Source organism: Deinococcus aquiradiocola (genome assembly GCF_014646915.1).
GTDB classification, from domain to species: Bacteria; Deinococcota; Deinococci; order Deinococcales; family Deinococcaceae; genus Deinococcus; species Deinococcus aquiradiocola.
This window is the reverse complement of sequence record NZ_BMOE01000001.1, coordinates 281,493-299,640: the sequence shown is the minus strand read 5'-3', so window position 1 is coordinate 299,640 and position 18,148 is coordinate 281,493. Positions and strand designations below refer to the sequence as shown.

Below are 18,148 nucleotides of genomic sequence, written 5' to 3'. Positions count from 1 at the left end.
TATAGAACGCTGCGCGCGTCCGGGCGCGTGCGTGTGCCCACGGACGAAATGCCCGCACCTCGCGGCGGCACAGAACGAGGCCCGCAGGGACGCTCCTCCCTTCGGGCCAATGGTAGAACAGCTTCCGCCGCCCTCACGGCGGGTCAGGTGGGCGTTACTGCTCGGGGGTGGGCGGGTCGGCGTTCTCGTCCGTCACCTGCTCCCAGTACCCTTCCTTGTCCTCGGCGGGCGGGTCTTTGGGGGTGCCGGTGTCCCAGTTGGCGTTGTCCTGCACCTGCTCCTGCGGGACGTTCTCCTCGAACTGCTGCTCGACCGGCTGATCTCCTGTGGTGCCGCTTTTCGTCATGCTGACCTCCGTGGGGCCGGGGGCGCGCGTGGCGTCCGGCGTGCTGTGGCGTGGGTGACGAGGTCATTGTGCGTCGCGCCCGGCCGGGCGGGGATGTGGAGAGGGCCAAGCGACCTTTGGAAGCGGAACGTGACCCCCCTCCCACTTGTTGTCCTGAGCAGGGGGACACCGACCCCCGCTCGGCAGGTGCGGTCCCTCCAGTACGCGGCACGCCCGCACCCCGATGTTCCCACTCCGGTAACGGCACGCGGCGCACCGACTCACCCCGGCAGGCACGCCCGAGCAGGTATCATGAAGCCCTGACCGTTTCGCCACTCCAGCGCGAGTGCCCCGTATGCGGACGGTCCGGCCCCACACCACCCCGGTGCTGCAAGCCGGACCAGGAGGGAAGTCATGACCCAGAACACCAACGCCCAGAACCTGTTCGGCGCACGCGACGTGCTCACCGAGAACGCCGGACAGAAGGTCTACTACTACCGCCTCGACAAACTCAAGGACCTCGGCCACGACATCGACCGCCTCCCCGTCAGCGTCAAGGTGCTGCTGGAGAGCGTGCTGCGCGAAGCGAACGACTACGACGTCCGCCAGGAGGACGTCAAGGCCGTCGCGAACTGGCAACCCCAGCCGGGCGAGATCGAGATTCCCTTCAAACCCGCCCGCGTCATCCTGCAGGACTTCACCGGCGTGCCCGCCGTCGTGGACCTCGCCGCGATGCGCACCGCCATGGTCGCCCTGGGCGGCGACCCCAAGAAGATCAACCCGCTGATCCCCGTCGACCTCGTCATCGACCACAGCGTGCAGGTCGACGAGTACGGCACCGACAAGGCCCTGCTCGACAACATGGCCCTGGAGTTCGAGCGCAACAACGAACGCTACGAGTTCCTCCGCTGGGGCCAGCAGGCCTTCGACAACTTCGGCGTCGTACCGCCCGCCAGCGGCATCGTGCACCAGGTCAACCTCGAGTACCTCGCCAAGGGCGTCCAGAGCCGCCCCGAGGACGACGGCGTCGTCGTGTACCCCGACAGCCTCGTCGGCACGGACTCCCACACCACCATGATCAACGGCATCGGCATCGTCGGCTGGGGCGTCGGCGGCATCGAGGCGGAAGCCGTCATGCTCGGCCAGCCCATCTACATGCTGATGCCCGAAGTGGTCGGCTTCAAGGTCACCGGCGCGCCCCGCGAGGGCGTCACCGCGACCGACGTGGCCCTCACCGTCACCGAGATGCTCCGCAAGGCGGGCGTCGTCGGGAAGTTCGTGGAGTTCTACGGTGCGGGCCTGAGCAACATGACGCTCCCCGACCGCGCCACCATCGCCAACATGGCCCCTGAGTACGGCGCCACCATGGGCTTCTTCCCGGTGGACGACGAGGCGCTCCGCTACCTGCGCCGCACCGGCCGCCTCCCGCACGAGGTGGAACTCGTCGAGACGTACTACAAGGCGCAGAACATGTTCCGCACCGACGAGACGCCCGACCCCGTCTTCACCAGCACCATCGAACTGGACCTCGGCACGGTCGTCCCCAGCCTCAGCGGCCCCAAGCGCCCCCAGGACCGCGTCAGCCTGACCGACATGAAGCAGGTGTACCAGGAAGCGCTGACGGCCCCCGTCAAGGCGCGCGGCTTCGAGCTGCCTGGATCGGCGCTCGCCAACACCGGCACCATCACCGGCACCGACCACAAGATCGGGCACGGCGCCGTGGTGCTGGCCGCCATCACCAGCTGCACCAACACCAGCAACCCCAGCGTCCTGATCGCCGCGGGCCTCGTCGCCAAGAAGGCCGTGGAGCTCGGCCTGGACAGCAAGCCCTGGGTCAAGACCAGCCTCGCGCCCGGCAGCCGCGTCGTCACCGAGTACCTCGAAGCGGCCGGGCTGCAGACGTACCTCGATAGAATCGGCTTCAACACCGTCGGGTACGGCTGCACCACCTGCATCGGCAACAGTGGCCCGCTGCCCGAACCCACCGTGGACGCCATCAAGGAAGGCGACCTCGTGGCCGCCAGCGTCCTCAGCGGCAACCGCAACTTCGAGGGCCGCATCAACCCGTACATCCGCGCGAACTACCTCGCGTCGCCTCCCCTGGTCGTCGCGTACGCGCTGGCCGGCACGGTCGACAAGGACCTCAGCACCGAGGCGATCGGCACCGGCAAGGACGGCCAGCCCGTGTACCTGAAGGACCTGTGGCCCAGCAACGCCGAGATTCAGGAAGTGATGGACGCCGCCATCAACGCCGACATGTTCGCCCGCGTGTACAACGGCATCGAGCAGAGCAACGCCCAGTGGAACGCCATCCCCGTGTCCGGCGGCGACCTGTACGCCTGGAACGAGGACAGCACCTACATCCAGAACCCGCCCTTCTTCGACAACCTCGCGGGCGGCCCCAGCGAGATCGTGGACATCCGTGGCGCGCGCGCCCTGGTGAAGGTCAGCGACAGCGTCACCACCGACCACATCAGCCCCGCCGGGTCCTTCGGGGCGGGCAGCGCCGCAGGCAAGTACCTGCTGGAGCGCGGCGTGCCGCAGCGTGACTTCAACAGCTACGGCAGCCGCCGCGGCAACGACCGCATCATGACGCGCGGCACGTTCGCCAACATCCGCCTCAAGAACCAGCTCGCGCCTGGCACCGAGGGCGGCGTCACCACCGACTACACCACCGGCGAAGTCACGAGCATCTACGACGCCTCGCTGAACTACAAGGCCGCAGGCATCCCGCTGGTCGTCCTGGCCGGCAAGGACTACGGCATGGGCAGCAGCCGCGACTGGGCCGCGAAGGGCACCTTCCTGCTCGGCGTGAAGGCCGTCATCGCGGAGAGCTTCGAGCGCATCCACCGCAGCAACCTCGTCGGCATGGGCGTCCTGCCCCTGCAGTACAAGGACGGTCAGAACGCCGACACGCTCGGCCTGACCGGCGAAGAGACCTTCGACTTCATCCTGCCCAGTGGCCTCAAGCCCCGCGAGGACGTCACCGTCCGCGTGACCGCTCCCGGCGGCCAGACCCGCGAATTCACCGCCATGTGCCGCATCGACACGCCCGTCGAGATCGACTACTACAAGAACGGCGGCATCCTGCAGACCGTGCTGCGCGGCATCCTCGCCAAGAGCCAGGGCGAAGTCAAAGCCTGAGCTGAGCAGAACCCCCTGACGTGCTGGCCCTGAACGGCCCACACGGAACGCTCCCCGCCCGGACACCTGGGCGGGGAGCGTTGCTGTCACCGCGTGCAGCACGGGCGGCAGCGCCCGCAGGCCGGTTCCGGCACGCTATGGTGACGGCATGGGCCGTAAGGATCGGGAGCAGGCGACATGGGAAGCGGAAGGACAGGGGCAGGCGCCCGAGGTGTGCGTGCTGTGCGGGCGTGAGGCGCCCAGCATGACGGACCATCACCTCATCCCCAAATCGCAGGGGCGGCGGCAGGGCGTGAACCTTGGCGAGATCCCCACCGTGAAGATGTGCGCCGCCTGCCAGGGGTACCTCAGCAAGACGTACAGCAACGCGGAACTCGCGAACGAACTGAACACCGTGGAGGCCATCCTGGCGCGCGAGGACGTGCAGAAGTTCGTGAAGTGGGTGCAGAAGCAGCCGCTCACCAAGGGCGTCCGCGTGCACTGAAGGATAGACGAAGGGCGCGGGCCGACCCCGGTGAAAGGGTTGGCCCGCGCCTTTTCCTGCGTTGGGGCCTGTAAAACGGACGCTGCGCTGAGGAACGGTCTGTTCCAGCTGTGTTTCCTCGGTTGGGCCTGTGCTGCGGCCGTCATACGGTTTTGAGCTGAACCTGTAGAGTTCAGCCGAGCGAAGCGAGCGCCAAAAAGTACGGTGTTGAGGGGGTGGAAGCGGGCAGGCGTCCTGTAGGGCGTCCGTTCTGCCCAAGAAGGGATGTCGGTGCTGTTCCCGGCATCCCTGGAATCAGTCGGTGGTGGCGAGGACCGTGGCGGTGAGGGCTCGGCCAGTGCAGGCGTGCATCAGGTCGTTCGGGTGCAGGCGGTCGCTGGCGATCAGGTCGTCGCCGTTCAGGCCGCCTCGTTCCACGAGGGTGCGGCCGAGCGCGTAGCGGGAGACGAGGGGAACGCCTGTGGTGTGGGCAACGTCGCGGGTGGCGCGGATGATGCTCTGGTATTCGCCTGAGCCGAGCTGGTCGGGAATGTACTGGTTGTCGATCAGGACGACGTTCAGATGGTGACGCTGCAGGTCCTTCACGAAGGTGCTGAGGTCGTGCCGGTACTGGGCGGGCGGAATGCCCTGGCGGGCGTCGTTGGTTCCCGTCTGCAGGACGACGAGGTCGGGGTGCTGGGCGTACACGTCACGTCCGGCGCGGCGGATGATGTCGGTGAGGACGTTCCCGCCGACGCCCTTGTTGATGACTATGGCGTGCGGCGCGTGTGCGAGCAGCTGGTCGCGGAAGCGGTTGACGTACGCGTACTGCGGGCGGCTGGCGCCTGCGCCGGCGGTGGAGGACGACCCGATGACGACTACGCGCAGGTGGTCGTTCAGCTCCGGCAACACCGAATGAGAATCGTGAGCGTAGTCGGGTGCGCTCGCGTCACACAACCGGGCAAGCGTGGGATCCAGGACCGGCAGGGACTGCGGTGACGCCACCGTCATCGTGGCGGTCAGCAGCACCATGATGCCGCCGAGCGTGAGTGGGAGGGCCTGAACCTGCATGCGGCCAGTATGGTGGACGAAACATATCAATCTTCTGACGGGCGCCTGTGTCACGACCACAGCAGAATGTGAACTCATGGGTTCTTTAATCGCCTCCTTACGATCACACATGACACGCCCATGTCACGCCTGCTCCACTAAGCTTTGAGCTCGATGAAGGCCAACGATCTGCCCGCACTGAATCTCCTTCGTTTCGTGGCCGCCCTGTACATCGTGCTGTTCCACTTCGATCACACCTTCGTGCCGCCCGCACTCCATGGCCTGCTCTCACGGGGTCCGTCCGTCACCAGCCTGTTTTTTGTGCTGTCGGGCTTCCTGCTGATGCACGTGTATGGCCGGCGAACGCTCGACGATGCCGGGCAGCGCCGCTTCGTCGGGCGGCGACTGGCGCGGATCGTGCCCCCCAACCTGCTCGGGCTCGCCCTGTTTCTCTTGATTCAGGCTGGGATGGGCTCCACCACCGTTTCCATGAACGACGTGCTCCAGGCCGGGCTGCTCATCCAGACGTGGACAGTCGGAGCTTCGCACATCCTGAACGCCCCCGCATGGTCCATGTCATGCCTGCTCTTCTTCTACCTGTGTTTCCCGGTCCTCGCCCCCCGACTGACGCAGCTGCGAACGCGGACACTCGCAGCCCTCATGACGGCCCTGTGGCTGGTGGGTGCGGGCCTGCCCCTGCTGCTCGCGGGTTTGCCGGGCGTGTTCCTGCCGGACGACTGGACCACGTACCTGCACAATGCTCCCCTGCTGCGCCTCCCTGCCTTCGTCGCCGGAATGGGTCTGGCCGTCCTGTACGCCCGGCACGGCGGGATACCGGCACGGTGGGGGGCCGTGACGGTGCTGGGCACGCTGGCGCTGATGGTGATCCTCCCTCAGGAAGCACTGCGCGTGAACAACGAGGTATTCCTGCCGCTGGTGCTGCTCGTGGTGCTGGCCTTCGCGAACCCCGGCAGGCGAATCGGACGACTGGGCAACTCGCGGACGGTGAGGGCCCTGGCGAACGCGAGCATCTGCATTTACATGGTTCACTTCTCGGTGCAGGGGTGGCTCACGCAGCAGGCCCTTCCGCACCTGGGGCTCACCTGGAGCGCGTGGACGATCCTGGCGTACCTGCTGATCGTCGTGACAGGATCGGTCGTGGCTGACCGCTGGCTGTGCCGCCCCCTGACGCGCCTTCTCACCCGAACGGCGTCCGTGCCGCCGCACCTGCCCGTACCGGCTTCCATCCTGCACCCGAACTGCAGCCTTCCAACCTTGACGACCAGCCTGGCCGAGCCGATCATCCCGGAAACGGTGCGCTCGACCGCCTGAACCCCTGCAGGGCAGGGCGCGGGCCGACCCCGGTGAAAGGGTCGGCCCGCGCTTTTTCCTGCGTTGGTATCAGTTCAGTTCGCCGGTCTGGAAGGTGAAGTGGTCGTCCTGCAGGTCGACGTTCAGGGTGCTGCCGTCGTGGACGTGGCCGGACAGGATTTCGCGGCTGAGGGGCGTTTCGATCTCGCGGCTGATGGTGCGGCGCAGGGGGCGCGCGCCGAAGGCGGGGTCGTACCCGAGTTGCGCGAGGCGGTCGAGGGCGGCGGGCGTGACGTGCAGGCTGACGCGGCGGTCGGCGAGGCGTCTGCGGAGGCCGCCGAGCTGGATGTCGACGATGCGGCGCAGGTCGGTGGGGCGCAGCGCGTCGAAGACGATGATGTCGTCCACGCGGTTGAGGAATTCGGGCCGGAAGTGCCGCTGGAGTTCCTGCAGGACGCGCGCCTGGATGGTTTCGGCGTCCTCGCCCTGCGCCTGCGCTTCGAGGATGAGGGGCGAGCCGACGTTGCTCGTCAGGATGATGATGGTGTTGCGGAAGTCCACGGTGCGGCCCTGGCCGTCGGTGAGGCGGCCGTCGTCGAGGACCTGCAGCAGCACGCTCCACACGTCGGGGTGGGCCTTCTCGATCTCGTCGAGCAGCAGGACGCTGTAGGGGCGGCGCCGGACGGCTTCGGTGAGCTGGCCGCCTTCCTCGTACCCGACGTATCCGGGGGGCGCGCCGATGAGGCGCTGCACACTGAATTTCTCCATGTATTCGGACATGTCGAGGCGGATCATGGCGTCCTGCGTGTCGAACAGGAATTCGGCGAGGGCCTTGGCGAGTTCGGTCTTGCCGACGCCGGTCGGGCCGAGGAACATGAAGCTGCCGAGGGGCCGGTCGGGGTCGTTCAGGCCGCTGCGGGCGCGGCGCACGGCGTCGGACACGCTGACGATGGCGCGGTCCTGCCCGATCACGCGGGCGTGCAGTTCCTGCTCCATGCGGAGCAGCTTGTCGCGTTCGCCTTCCATGAGGCGCGTGGCGGGGATGCCGGTCCAGCGGCTGACGACGGCGGCGATGTCGTCCTCGGTGACCTGCATGTGCGCGAATTCGGCGGTCTTGAGGCGGCTTTCGAGGACGGCGACCTCGCTTTCCAGGGTGGGGATGACGCCGTTCTGGAGTTCGCCGAGGCGCGCGTAGTAGTTGGGGAGTCCGGCGTCCTCGCGGCTCACGCGTTCGTACTCGGTGCGGGCCGCGTCGAGCGCTTCGCGTTTGTCGCGCAGCTGTGAGACTTCCTCGCGTTCACCTTCCCAGCGGGCCTTGATGCTGCCGAGTTCGTCGGTGAGGGTTTTGAGGGTGGTGTCGATGTCGAGGAGGCGGTTCTGGGAGTCGGTGTCCTTCTCGCGTTTGAGGGCCTCGCGTTCGATTTCGAGCTGCAGTTTGCGGCGTTCGAGGGCGTCGATGGCTTCGGGGCTGCTTTCGAGCGCCATGCGGAGGCGGGCGGCGGCCTCGTCGATGAGGTCGATGGCCTTGTCCGGCAGCTGCCGGTCGGCGATGTAGCGGTGCGAGAGGGTGGCGGCGGCGACGAGGGCGGGGTCGGTGATCTCGACGTTGTGGTGCAGCTGGTAACGGTCGCGGATGCCGCGCAGGATGCTGATGGTGTCCTCGACGTTCGGTTCGGCGACCGTGACGGGCTGGAAGCGGCGTTCGAGGGCGGCGTCCTTCTCGATCTGGCGGTACTCGTCGAGGGTGGTCGCGCCGATCAGGTGCAGTTCGCCCCTGGCGAGGGCGGGTTTGAGCATGTTTCCGGCGTCGGGGCTGCCTTCGGTCTTGCCTGCGCCGACGATGGTGTGCAGCTCGTCGATGAACAGGATGACTTCGCCTGCGCTCTGCACGACTTCCTTGATGACGCCTTCGAGGCGTTCCTCGAACTCGCCGCGGAATTTCGCGCCGCTCAGGAGGCTGCTCATCTGGAGGGTGACGATGCGTTTGCCTTTCAGGCCGTCCGGCACGTCGCCCTTGACGATGCGGGTGGCGAGGCCCTCGGCGATGGCGGTCTTGCCGACGCCGGGCTCGCCGATGAGGACGGGGTTGTTCTTGGTGCGGCGCAGGAGGATCTGCATGGTGCGGCGGATTTCCTCGTCGCGGCCGATGACGGGGTCGAGTTTGCCTTCGCGGGCGCGGGCGGTGAGGTCCAGGCCGTACTTTTCGAGGGCGTCGAACTGGTTCTCGCTGGTTTTGCTGGTCACGGTGTTCCCCTTGCGGATGCTGGTGAGGGCCGCGTCGAGGGCCGCGCGGGTGGGGAGGCCCTGGAGTTTCGTTTCGGCGGCGGTGGCGATCAGGAGGATATCAGCGGCGACGAAGCTGTCGCCGTGCTGGCGGGCGAGCGTGTCGGCCTGCTGGAAGGCGCGGCCGAGGGCGGGGTCGGCGTACAGCTGGCCGTCGCCGCCCTGGACGCGCGGGAGTTTCTGGAGGTTCGCGGTGATGCTCTCCTGCAGGGCGGGCAGGTCGGCTCCGGCGGTCTGCAGGAGGCGGGCGGCCTGGTCCTGCGTGAGGAGGGCCTGGAGGAGGTGGGTGGGGGTGAGCTGCTGGTGTCCGGCGGTCTGCGCGTTCTGTTGTGCGTTGGCGACGGCCTGGAGGGCGGATTCGGTGAGTTGGTCTGGGTTCAAGTTCGGCTCCTGTTCTCGGTCCGGGGTGGGGTGGAACGCAGATGGTGGTGCTTGACCCCATTCTGTAACTTGAGTGTAGTCATGTCAAGTTTATTGAGCCTTAAACTGGCGTGGACCGGGCCGCCCGCTTGACCGCCCCCTCACCTGCCCGTGCGACCATGAGAGCAGTCATGCCCCGCCCCCTCACGCTGCTGATCCCTCCCCTGCTGCTCCTGACATCCCCCCCGGTCATGGCCGCCAGCACCACCACACCCTCCCTGCGCCACGTGTACGTGATGGTGCTGGAAAACCACAGCCTGCGCGACACCATCGGCAACCCCGCCATGCCCACCCTGAACCGCCTCGCGCGCACGTACGGCTACGCCGCCGACTACACCGGCGTCGCTCACCCCAGCCTCCCCAACTACGTCGCCATGATCGCCGGCAGCACCATGAACCTCACGAACGACGACCCCAACAGGCACTTCAGGGGCGACAACCTCGCCCTGCAGCTCACGCGCGCGGGCCTCACGTGGCGCGCGTACATGCAGGGCCTCCCGCACGACGGCTCCACCGCCAACGCTGCAGGCGCGTACGGCAAGAAACACAACCCCTTCCTGCTCAGCGACGACCTGCTCGCCGACCCCGCCCAGATCGCCAACGTCCGCACGCTCGCCGCGCTCGGCCCGGACCTCGACGCGGGCCGCTCCCCCAGCCTCGCGTTCATCGTGCCGGACGTGTGCCACGACATGCACGGCGCGCCCGAATGCCGCGACCGCCGCGCCCTCGACCGGGACGGCGACACCTTCGTGAACGTCTGGACGAAACGCATCATGGCCTCCCCCGACTGGAAGGCCGGGTCGGCCATCGTGATCACCTTCGACGAGGGCGGCGGCGGTGACACGCTCGGCGGCGGCGGACGCATCGCCACGGTCGTCGTCACGCCGGACGGCCCGCGCGGCACGGTCAGCCGCACCCCCTACAACCATTACTCCCTGCTGCGCACCCTGCAGGAAGGTTTCGGCCTGCCGCTCCTGCGCGGCGCGAAGACCGCCACCCGCATGGCGGACCTCTTCGCGCGCTGAAGGCACGTCAGACAGAAGAAGGGCCGGAGCGCATCTGCTCCGGCCCCTTCTCTCGCTCCTTCAGGTCAGTTGCGGCGGCCGCCCGCGAACAGCTGCAGCAGGAACAGGAACATGTTGATGAAGTCCAGGTACAGCTGCAGCGCTCCGTAGATGGCGCCCTTCTCGGCCGCCTCGCCCTGCATGCCCGTCAGGGCCATCTGGCGCAGGCGGTTGGTGTCGTACGCGGTCAGCGCCGCGAACAGCAGCACGCCCACGATGCTGATCGCCAGGGACAGGCCCGCACTGTGCAGGAAGAAGTTCACGAGCATCGCGACGACCACGCCGATCAGGGCGTACATCAGGAAGCTGCCCATCGCGGAGAGGTTGCGCTTGGTGAGGTACCCGTACAGGCTCATGGCGCCGAAGGTGACGGCGCTCGTGGCGAAGGCGGCCGTCACGTCCGCGCCCGTGTAGCGCTGCAGGATCAGGCTGAAGGTCATGCCGGTCACGGCGGCGTACGCCATGAACAGCACGCCCGCCACGAGGCTGTTCACGCGCTGGATGGCGAAGCTGAGGAACATCACGACGCCGAACTGCACCAGGATCAGCACGAGGCTGTTGCGGTACGCGAAGTCGAGCGCGGCGGGGTTGCTGGCGGTCAGGGCGGCGATCACGGCGGTCAGGACGAGTCCGGCCGTCATCCAGGAGTACGTGCGGCCCATGAAGCTGCGGACCACCGATTCAGTCGCCACCGTAGATGGAGCGTATGAGTTCATGGCTCTACTGTACGTCGGACGGATGAATCGGGGGTGGGCAACTGCTCAGCCCACCCCCGAAGGTCTTTATGTTTTGCCGTGCTGGAGGGCCTCCCCCGTTCGGGGGTGCCACACCCTGGCGGTGAGGCCCGGGGACACGGCCGGGTTCAGGGTTCGCGCAGGAGCAGGGCGAGCGGGAAGGTCGCGAAGAGCCGTGCGAGCGGCAGCTTGCGGCCCCGCACGGTGTGCACCTCGCCGGTCAGGGCGTTGCGGTACGTGCCGGGCGCGGGCAGCGTCAGTTCGCGGCGTCCCCACACGTCGCCCGTCGCCCACGCCTGCTTCTCGCGGGTCAGGGTGTACGCGAGGCGCGGCGCGGCCACGACGACCACCTGCCTGCCCAGCGTGCGGCTGAACGCGAGCAGGAACTTGCCGGTCTCGATCGGCTGATAGTCGCCGTGCATGAACAGGTCCGGCGCGGCCTGCCGGGCCTGCAGGGCCACCCAGGTCGTCAGGAGTTTCACGTCGCCGTCGTGGTAGCGGGCCAGCACGTCCTGCGCGAGCGCGGCGGGGTCCGTGGCGTGCGCGGCCTGCAGGCGCGTCAGGCGGCGCTGCAGGTCCGGGTAGTCCACAGGGCGGCGGTTGTCGGGGTCCACCAGCGACTGGTTCCAGACCTCGGAGCCCTGGTACGTGTCGGGCACGCCGGGCGCGGTGAGGCGCACGAGGGCGGTGCTCAGGCCGTTCTGCGCGCCGTACGGGGAGAGTCTGGCGTGCAGTTCGCGGACGCTGCCCACGAATTCCGGGCTGGCGAGCAGGCCACGGATGAGGCCCGCGAGCCTCGACTCGTAGTCGGCGTTCGGGGCGGCCCAGGTGGTGTGCAGTTTCGCCTCTCTGGCGGCCTTGTGCGCATACGCGGTCAGGCGGTCCGCGAAGGCGTCCGGGTCGCGCTCGAAGCTCCCGTCGAGCGGCCACGCGCCCAGAATCGTCTGGAAGAGCGCGTAGCTGTCCGCGAAGCTGGGGGAGCGTTTCGGGCCGCGTCCGCCCTGATCGTAGAACTCGTAGGGGCGGCTGAGGCGCGACCAGACGCTCAGGTACGCGGCCCACGTCTGCGGCATCTCGCTCAGCACGGCGATGCGGGCGCGGGTGTCCTCGCCGCGTTTGGTGTCGTGCGTGCTGGTGCTCAGCATCGCGTGCGGCCAGTGCGCGGCGCGCGCCCGCGCCTGCGTGTGGTACGTGTGGAGCGGCGTGCCGAACAGGGCCGGGTCGCCGCCCACCTCGTTCAGGGTCAGGAGGCGCACGTAGCGGTAGAAGGCGGTGTCCTCGGCGCCCTTCGCGGTGACGGGGCCGGTCAGCTGCTGGAAGCGCAGCGCGAAGTCCCCGTACGCCTGCGCGGTCAGCGGGTCCTGGGTACGGACCGTCAGGAGTTCTTCGAGGAAGTCGAAGACGGTCGGGTCGAGTTCACGGTTCAGGAGTCTGGCGTCCGCGATGGCCCGCCCGATCTTGCCGTCGTCGCCGCGTTCGCGCCGCCCGTCCTGCCGGACGTACGTGCGGTACACGGGGAAGCACGCAATCACTTCGCGCAGCGCGGCGCGCAGCGTGGTGAGCGTGAAGTCCCGCCAGCGCAGGTCGCGTTCCGCGAGGCGTTCGAGGCGTTCGGCGAGGCCGTACAGTTCGGACGACAGGCTGGTCCGCAGGATGAGTTCCTTGGTGTCGTGCAGCGTCTCGCCGTACTCGGTGCGGTCGCCGGTGAAGCGGCGGTAGATGGCCGTCACCTCCTCCTCGCCCGTGTCGGGCACGAAGGTCCCGCCGAGCTGCGCGAGGAAGTCGTAGCCGGTCGTGCCGTGGATGGGCCAGCTGTCCGGCAGCGTCTCGCCGGGTTCGAGGATCTTCTCGGCGACGACGTACATGGGCAGGGCCGCGCGGGGACCGCCCGGCTCGTAGGCGCGGCCCGTCGCGGCGGCCGCGCCGTCCTGCAGCTGTCCGAAGTACCCGGCGGGGTCGTACAGGCCGTCGGTGTGGTCGAGGCGGATGCCCTGCACCCTCCCCTGCCGCACGAGGTCGAACAGCAGCGCGTGCGCCCAGGTGAACACGCGCGGGTCCTCCATGCGGAGCGCGGCGAGGTCGTTGATGTCGAAGAAGCGCCGGTAGTTGATCTGCTCGGACGCGACGCGCCAGTAGCTCAGGCGGTAGTTCTGCTCGCGGATCAGGCGGTCGAGCGCCTCCTGATCCATGTTCACTTCACGCACGGCGGCGTCCAGGCCGCGTGGGATGGCGGGGCTCTGCGCGGTGAGGGCCTGCAGGCGGCGGGCGATGACGGCCGTCTCGCGGGCGCGGGCGAGGCGTTCGAGGTTGCTGAGCGCGTCCGTGCTGCGCGGCAGGTTCCCGGCCTGCACGGCGAGCGAGTACAGTTCGCCGCGCAGGTCGTTCTCGTCCGACAGGCGCGTCAGGTCTGCCGCACGCTGCAGCAGGCCCGCCACGCTGCGCGGCGAGAGCGGGAACGTCCGGTCGTAGTACCGCAGGCCGAACTTGCCGGCGCGGCCCTCGTGCTCGTACTCCTCGCCGAGCCGCACGACCTTCAGCTGGCCCTGTTCCAGCACGCGGCCGTACAGGTCGCCCAGGACAGGCAGCAGGACCTTCCCGGCCAGAGCGCGTTTCAGCGGCTCCCAGTCGATGTCGAAGAAGTGCGCGTAGCGGGACGCCTGCCCGTGCTCCAGCACGTCCTCCCAGTAGCGGTTGTGGCCGCCGCCGACCCCCATGTGGTTCGGCACGAAGTCCAGCAGGACGCCCAGGCCGCGCTCGCGGGCCGCGTCGGTGAAGCGCGTGAAGCCGCCCTGCCCGCCGAGTTCCGGGTTGATGCGGGCGTGGTCGGTCACGTCGTACCCGTGCGTGCTGCCGGGACCGGCCTGCCAGATGGGCGACAGGTACGCGTCCGACACGCCGAGCCGTTTCAGGTATTCAAGGACGCGGGTGGCGTGCGCGAAGTCGAAGCCGGGGTGGAGTTGCAGGCGGTACGTGGCGAGCGGGATGCGCGGCTCGCCCGCCGCGTCGTGCGGCGGTGCCGTATCGGTGTCGTTCCGGGCGGCGTCCGTCATGCGCTTCCCAGCAGCAGCGCGTGGTGCTGGCCGAGCGTTTCCGGCAGTCCGGCGTGCCCTTCGCTGTGCAGCAGCACCCTGGGCGGCAGCGGGATCGGCAGGCCCGGCAGGTCGTGCAGGCGGACGGGTTCACCGAGGTTCCACAGCAGCAGGCGCTCGCCGTGCGGGTCGCTGCGCCTCACCCACAGCACGTCGCCCGCGTGCCCGGCCGTGAGGGTGTCCCGGCGGCTGTCGCGCAGCACGGCGTCCTCGCGGCGCAGGGCCAGCAGCGCGCGGTACAGGTCCAGGGTGCGGGCGTGCTCGCCGTCCTGCAGTTCCGTCCAGTTCAGGCGGCTGTTCAGGAAGGTGCGTTCGTCCTGCGGGTCCGGCACGTCGCCCGTGAAGCTCTCGAAGTGCCCGAACTCGCGGCGGCGCCCCTCGGAGACCGCCTCGCCCAGCGCGCCGTGATGGTCGGTGAAGAACTGGAAGGGCGTGCTGGCGGCCCACTCCTGCCCCATGAACAGCAGCGGCGTCATCGGCAGCGTGAGCAGCAGCGTGCTCGCCGCGCGGAACGCTTCGGGCGTCACACCGGGGAAGTGGTGCACGCGGTCGCCGGTGGCACGGTTCCCGATCTGGTCGTGGTTCTGGATGAAGTACACGAAGCTCGGCGCGTCGAGCGCGTCGGCGGGCTGGCCGCGCGGCCGGTCCTCGAGCGGCCACGTCTGCCCCTCGTACACCCAGCCGCGCGTGATGGCGTGCGCGAGGGCCGCCGCGCCCCGCTCGAAGGGACCGTAGTACCCGTCGCGTTCGTCCGTCAGGGTCACGCGGACCACGTGGTGGAAGTCATCCACCCACATGCCGTCCAGGTGGTCCTCGGTGACGAGGGTGGGGAGGTTGCGGTAGTCCTCGGCGAGCATCAGGTGCCGCACGCCGAGCTCCGAACCGAGGGCGTGCACCTCGGAGGCCAGTTCGCGCAGGATGTGCACGTCGCTGTCGTCCTGCATCGCCTGCGTCGCGTCGAGGCGCAGGCCGTCCAGGCGGTACTCGCTGAGCCACATGCGGGCGTTCTCGGTGATGAGGCGGCGCATGTGCGGCTCGTGGTAGTCGAGGCCCGCGCCCCAGGCGCTCTGGAAGCGGTCCGTGAAGTACTCGGGGCTGTACGCGGCGAGGTACGTGCCGTCCGGCCCGAAGTGGTTGTACACCACGTCCAGCAGCACGGCGAGACCCAGGCCGTGCGCGGCGTCCACGAAGGCCTTCAGGTCCTCCGGGCGGCCGTACGGGGCGTAGGGGGCGTAGAGGGCCGCGCCGTCGTACCCCCAGCCGCGCTCGCCCGGGAAGGCGGCGAGCGGCATGAGTTCGATGGCGGTGACGCCCAGGTCCTTCAGGTACGGGAGGCGCTCCATGGCGCTGCGGTACGTGCCGCCGGGCGTGAACGTCCCGACGTGCAGTTCGTAGAACACGCACTCGTGCAGCGCGAGGCCCTTCCAGTCGGTGTGCGTCCACGCGTACTCGGGCGAGATGACTTCGGCGTCGCCGTGCACGCCGTCCGGCAGGAAGCGCGCGTACGGGTCGGGCATGGTGACGCCGTCCAGGACGAAGCTGTACCGGGCGCCTGGAGGGGCGGCGCGCGTCACCTCGTACAGGCCGGGCGAGACGCGCGTCATGGGGACGAGCTGACCGTCGAGGCAGAGGGAAACCTGCGCGGCGCGGGTGCTCCAGGCGCGGAAGATGGTGCCGTCGGGCGTGGGAAACGCCCCGAGGTTCGGGGCGGGGGGCGTGATGGGCGGGTGTGCCATGGGGACCTCCAGGCGGGGAGTGAGGGCGGAGGGCCGAACCGGTCGTGGTGGTGCGGGCCGGGAGGCGTGACGCCCGGCCCCGAGAAGTCTGGCCCGCTCCGGTGAGGGGCGGGCCAGTGGGCGTCAGTCGCGCTTGCAGCGGTACAGCTGCACGCTTCTGGCGGTGAGGTTCACCTCGGTGCCGGCCGTGACGCGTTTCGCTTCGCTGCCGTCGCGTCCGGCCGCGTCGTCGTCCGTGTCGAGCAGCACTTCCCACTCGTTGCAGCCGCCGAGTTCGGGGAGCACGAAGGGCAGGTCCACGTGGCTGGCGCTGCACAGCATCAGGAGGTGGTCGTCGCGGAGCGGCTCGCCCATCCGGTCCTGGTCGTTCAGGCCGTTGCCGTCGAGGAACATCCCGAAGCTCTGCGTCTGGTTGTTGTTCCAGTCCTGGTCGTCCATCTGCTGGCCGTCGTGGCGCAGCCAGACGATGTCCGTCACCTCGCCCCGGATTGGGCGGCCGGAGAAGAACTTGCGGCGGTGCAGGGCCGGGTGGTCGCGGCGCAGCTGGATCAGGCGGCGCGTGAAGTCCAGCAGGGCGGTGTCCTGCGACTGCCAGTCGAACCACGACAGTTCGTTGTCCTGGCAGTAGGCGTTGTTGTTGCCCTGCTGGGTGCGGCCGAACTCGTCGCCGCCCAGGATCATGGGCGTGCCCTGCGAGAGCAGCAGCGTGGCGAGGATGTTGCGCTGCTGGCGGGCGCGCAGGGCGTTGATCTCGGGGTCGTCGGTGGGGCCTTCGGCGCCGCAGTTCCAGCTCTGGTTGTCGTTGTGGCCGTCCTGGTTGTTCTCGCCGTTGGCGTCGTTGTGCTTGTCGTTGTAGCTGACGGAGTCGCGGAGCGTGAAGCCGTCGTGGGCGGTCACGAAGTTGATGCTGGCGTAGGGGGCGCGGCCGTCGTCCTTGTACAGGTCGCTGCTGCCGGTCAGGCGGTAGCCCATGTCGCTGGCGAGTCCACCTTCACCTTTCCAGAACTTGCGCATGTCGTCGCGGTAGATGCCGTTCCATTCCGCCCAGTGGATCGGGAAGTTCCCGACCTGGTACCCGCCCTCGCCCACGTCCCACGGTTCCGCGATGAGCTTCACGCCGCTGATGATCGGGTCCTGGTGAATGATCGTGAAGAAGCTCGACAGCTGATCCACCTCGTGCAGGCCGCGCGCGAGCGTGCTGGCGAGGTCGAAGCGGAACCCGTCGACGTGCATCTCCTGGATCCAGTACCGCAGGGAATCCATGATGAGCTGCAGCGTCTGCGGGTGCCGGACGTTCAGGCTGTTGCCGGTGCCGGTCGTGTCGTAGTAGAAGCGAGCGTTGTCGCCGACCAGGCGGTAGTAGGTGGGGTTGTCGATGCCCTTGAAGCTGAAGGTCGGCCCCATGTGGTTGCCTTCGGCCGTGTGGTTGTACACCACGTCGAGGATCACTTCGATGCCGGCACCGTGCAGGGCGCGCACGAGTTCCTTGAACTCGCGGACCTCGCCGCCGATCTCGCCGGTCCCGTCGCCACGGTTCGCGTACGCGCTGTACCGTACGTCCGGCGCGAAGAACGCGAGGCTGGAGTACCCCCAGTAGTTCGTGAGGCCCTTGTCGAGCAGGAAGGGATCGTCGACGTGCTGGTGGACGGGCATCAGTTCGATGGCCGTGATACCGAGGTCCTTCAGGTAGTTCAGGACCGGTTCGGTCGCCATGCCGGCGTATGTGCCGCGCAGGTGTTCGGGCACGTCGGGGTGCAGCATGGTGAGGCCCTTGACGTGCGCCTCGTAGATGACGCTCTGATGGAAGGGCACGTCGGGGAGGGCGTCGCCCTGCCAGTCGAAGTTGTCGTCCACCACGACCGCTTTCGGCGCGCCGTGCTGGTCGTCCTGCGCCATCTCGTAGTCCTCGTTGCCGCCCATGGCGTACGCGAAGACACCCTGGTCGAACTGTTCCGTCCCGGCGAGCGAGCGGGCGTAGGGGTCGGTCAGGACGACGCTCGGGTTGAAGCGCAGGCCCGCGTCGGGGTTGTACTCGCCGTTCACGCGGTAGCCGTAGCGCTGGCCGGGACGGACGCCGGGGACGTAGCCGTGCCACACGAACGCGGTGCGCTCCGTGAGCGGGTACTGGGTTTCCTGGCCCGCGTCGTCGAAGAGGCAGAGGGTGACGCCGGTGGCGTTCTCGCTGTACAGCGCGAAGTTGGTGCCCTGGCCGTCCCAGCGGGAGCCGAGCGGAGACGGGTGACCTGGACGCAGGCGGGGGGTGCTGTTCGTCATGTGCGCTCCTGTTGGCCGGAACGGCACGCGTGTGGTGCCGTTCCGGCTCGGTCCTGCCCGTGTGGGCCGGACGGGTGGGTGAAGGGTTCGCCTTGTCGTGCGGGCGGGGAGGGCGCTGGCGTATGGCCGCTTCCCCGAGTGTGACTCCTGAAGGTGGGCGTGACTGCCTGAGGTGCGACAGTCGGTCCGGCACTGATGATGACCGCGTGAGTCCCGCAGCAAGGCGGGTCCGCTGGAAGTGCTTCCAACATGAGT

General features: G+C 68.6%; 11 protein-coding genes. 4 read left to right on the top strand and 7 right to left on the bottom strand.

Annotation, left to right across the window (positions count from 1 at the left end; translation table 11 throughout):
* Window positions 1-154 precede the first annotated feature (154 nt).
* Window positions 155-346, bottom strand: a complete 192-nt coding sequence (locus IEY33_RS01390) for a hypothetical protein (RefSeq protein WP_188960435.1) — start codon at window positions 344-346, stop codon at window positions 155-157.
* A 393-nt stretch (window positions 347-739) separates the two neighbouring features.
* On the opposite strand from IEY33_RS01390, the gene acnA reads away from it, so the two are divergent.
* Together acnA and IEY33_RS01380 are read left to right on the top strand one after the other, a co-directional pair.
* A complete protein-coding gene (gene acnA, locus IEY33_RS01385) occupies window positions 740-3,469 on the top strand; it encodes an aconitate hydratase AcnA (protein ID WP_188960434.1) in 2,730 nt (909 codons plus the stop codon).
* Between the two features lie 148 nt (window positions 3,470-3,617).
* Window positions 3,618-3,953 carry an HNH endonuclease gene (locus IEY33_RS01380; protein WP_188960433.1) on the top strand — a complete coding sequence of 112 codons (336 nt, stop codon included), beginning with the start codon at window positions 3,618-3,620 and terminating at the stop codon, window positions 3,951-3,953.
* Between the two features lie 294 nt (window positions 3,954-4,247).
* Here the strand turns inward: IEY33_RS01380 and IEY33_RS01375 are convergent, their stop codons facing one another.
* Complete coding sequence (locus IEY33_RS01375) at window positions 4,248-5,003, bottom strand: SGNH/GDSL hydrolase family protein (RefSeq protein ID WP_188960432.1); 756 nt, start codon at window positions 5,001-5,003, stop codon at window positions 4,248-4,250.
* Between the two features lie 153 nt (window positions 5,004-5,156).
* On the opposite strand from IEY33_RS01375, the gene IEY33_RS01370 reads away from it, so the two are divergent.
* On the top strand, window positions 5,157-6,314 hold the full coding sequence (locus IEY33_RS01370) for an acyltransferase family protein (protein ID WP_188960431.1): 1,158 nt from the start codon (window positions 5,157-5,159) through the stop codon (window positions 6,312-6,314).
* Between the two features lie 69 nt (window positions 6,315-6,383).
* Here IEY33_RS01370 and clpB read toward each other — a convergent pair whose 3' ends face one another.
* Window positions 6,384-8,957 (bottom strand): ATP-dependent chaperone ClpB, encoded by a 2,574-nt coding sequence (clpB, locus tag IEY33_RS01365; protein WP_188960430.1) that lies wholly within the window; start codon window positions 8,955-8,957, stop codon window positions 6,384-6,386.
* A 170-nt stretch (window positions 8,958-9,127) separates the two neighbouring features.
* On the opposite strand from clpB, the gene IEY33_RS01360 reads away from it, so the two are divergent.
* Window positions 9,128-10,021, top strand: a complete 894-nt coding sequence (locus IEY33_RS01360) for an alkaline phosphatase family protein (RefSeq protein ID WP_188960429.1) — start codon at window positions 9,128-9,130, stop codon at window positions 10,019-10,021.
* 65 nt (window positions 10,022-10,086) lie between these two features.
* On the opposite strand, the gene IEY33_RS01355 is transcribed toward IEY33_RS01360, so the two are convergent.
* From IEY33_RS01355 to glgX, 4 genes are all read right to left on the bottom strand, one after another.
* On the bottom strand, window positions 10,087-10,752 hold the full coding sequence (locus IEY33_RS01355; RefSeq protein ID WP_306415584.1) for a Bax inhibitor-1/YccA family protein: 666 nt from the start codon (window positions 10,750-10,752) through the stop codon (window positions 10,087-10,089).
* Window positions 10,753-10,922: 170 nt separating this feature from the next.
* The gene (gene treY / locus IEY33_RS01350) at window positions 10,923-13,844 is read right to left on the bottom strand and encodes a malto-oligosyltrehalose synthase (protein WP_188960427.1); all 2,922 of its coding nucleotides are present in this window, start codon (window positions 13,842-13,844) and stop codon (window positions 10,923-10,925) included.
* Window positions 13,841-15,619: a malto-oligosyltrehalose trehalohydrolase gene (treZ, locus tag IEY33_RS01345; protein WP_188960426.1), complete on the bottom strand. Its 1,779-nt coding sequence runs from the start codon at window positions 15,617-15,619 to the stop codon at window positions 13,841-13,843. The genes treY and treZ overlap by 4 nt, the downstream gene beginning before the upstream one ends.
* Before the next feature lie 123 nt (window positions 15,620-15,742).
* The gene (gene glgX, locus IEY33_RS01340; protein WP_188960425.1) at window positions 15,743-17,893 is read right to left on the bottom strand and encodes a glycogen debranching protein GlgX; all 2,151 of its coding nucleotides are present in this window, start codon (window positions 17,891-17,893) and stop codon (window positions 15,743-15,745) included.
* Window positions 17,894-18,148 lie beyond the last annotated feature (255 nt).

Coding starts and splice junctions, on each gene's coding strand:
- IEY33_RS01390 (WP_188960435.1), bottom strand. CDS start 346: ATGACGAAAAGCGGCACCACAGGAGATCAGCCGGTCGAGCAGCAGTTC.
- acnA (WP_188960434.1), top strand. CDS start 740: ATGACCCAGAACACCAACGCCCAGAACCTGTTCGGCGCACGCGACGTG.
- IEY33_RS01380 (WP_188960433.1), top strand. CDS start 3,618: ATGGGCCGTAAGGATCGGGAGCAGGCGACATGGGAAGCGGAAGGACAG.
- IEY33_RS01375 (WP_188960432.1), bottom strand. CDS start 5,003: ATGCAGGTTCAGGCCCTCCCACTCACGCTCGGCGGCATCATGGTGCTG.
- IEY33_RS01370 (WP_188960431.1), top strand. CDS start 5,157: ATGAAGGCCAACGATCTGCCCGCACTGAATCTCCTTCGTTTCGTGGCC.
- IEY33_RS01360 (WP_188960429.1), top strand. CDS start 9,128: ATGCCCCGCCCCCTCACGCTGCTGATCCCTCCCCTGCTGCTCCTGACA.
- treY (WP_188960427.1), bottom strand. CDS start 13,844: ATGACGGACGCCGCCCGGAACGACACCGATACGGCACCGCCGCACGAC.
- treZ (WP_188960426.1), bottom strand. CDS start 15,619: ATGGCACACCCGCCCATCACGCCCCCCGCCCCGAACCTCGGGGCGTTT.
- glgX (WP_188960425.1), bottom strand. CDS start 17,893: ATGACGAACAGCACCCCCCGCCTGCGTCCAGGTCACCCGTCTCCGCTC.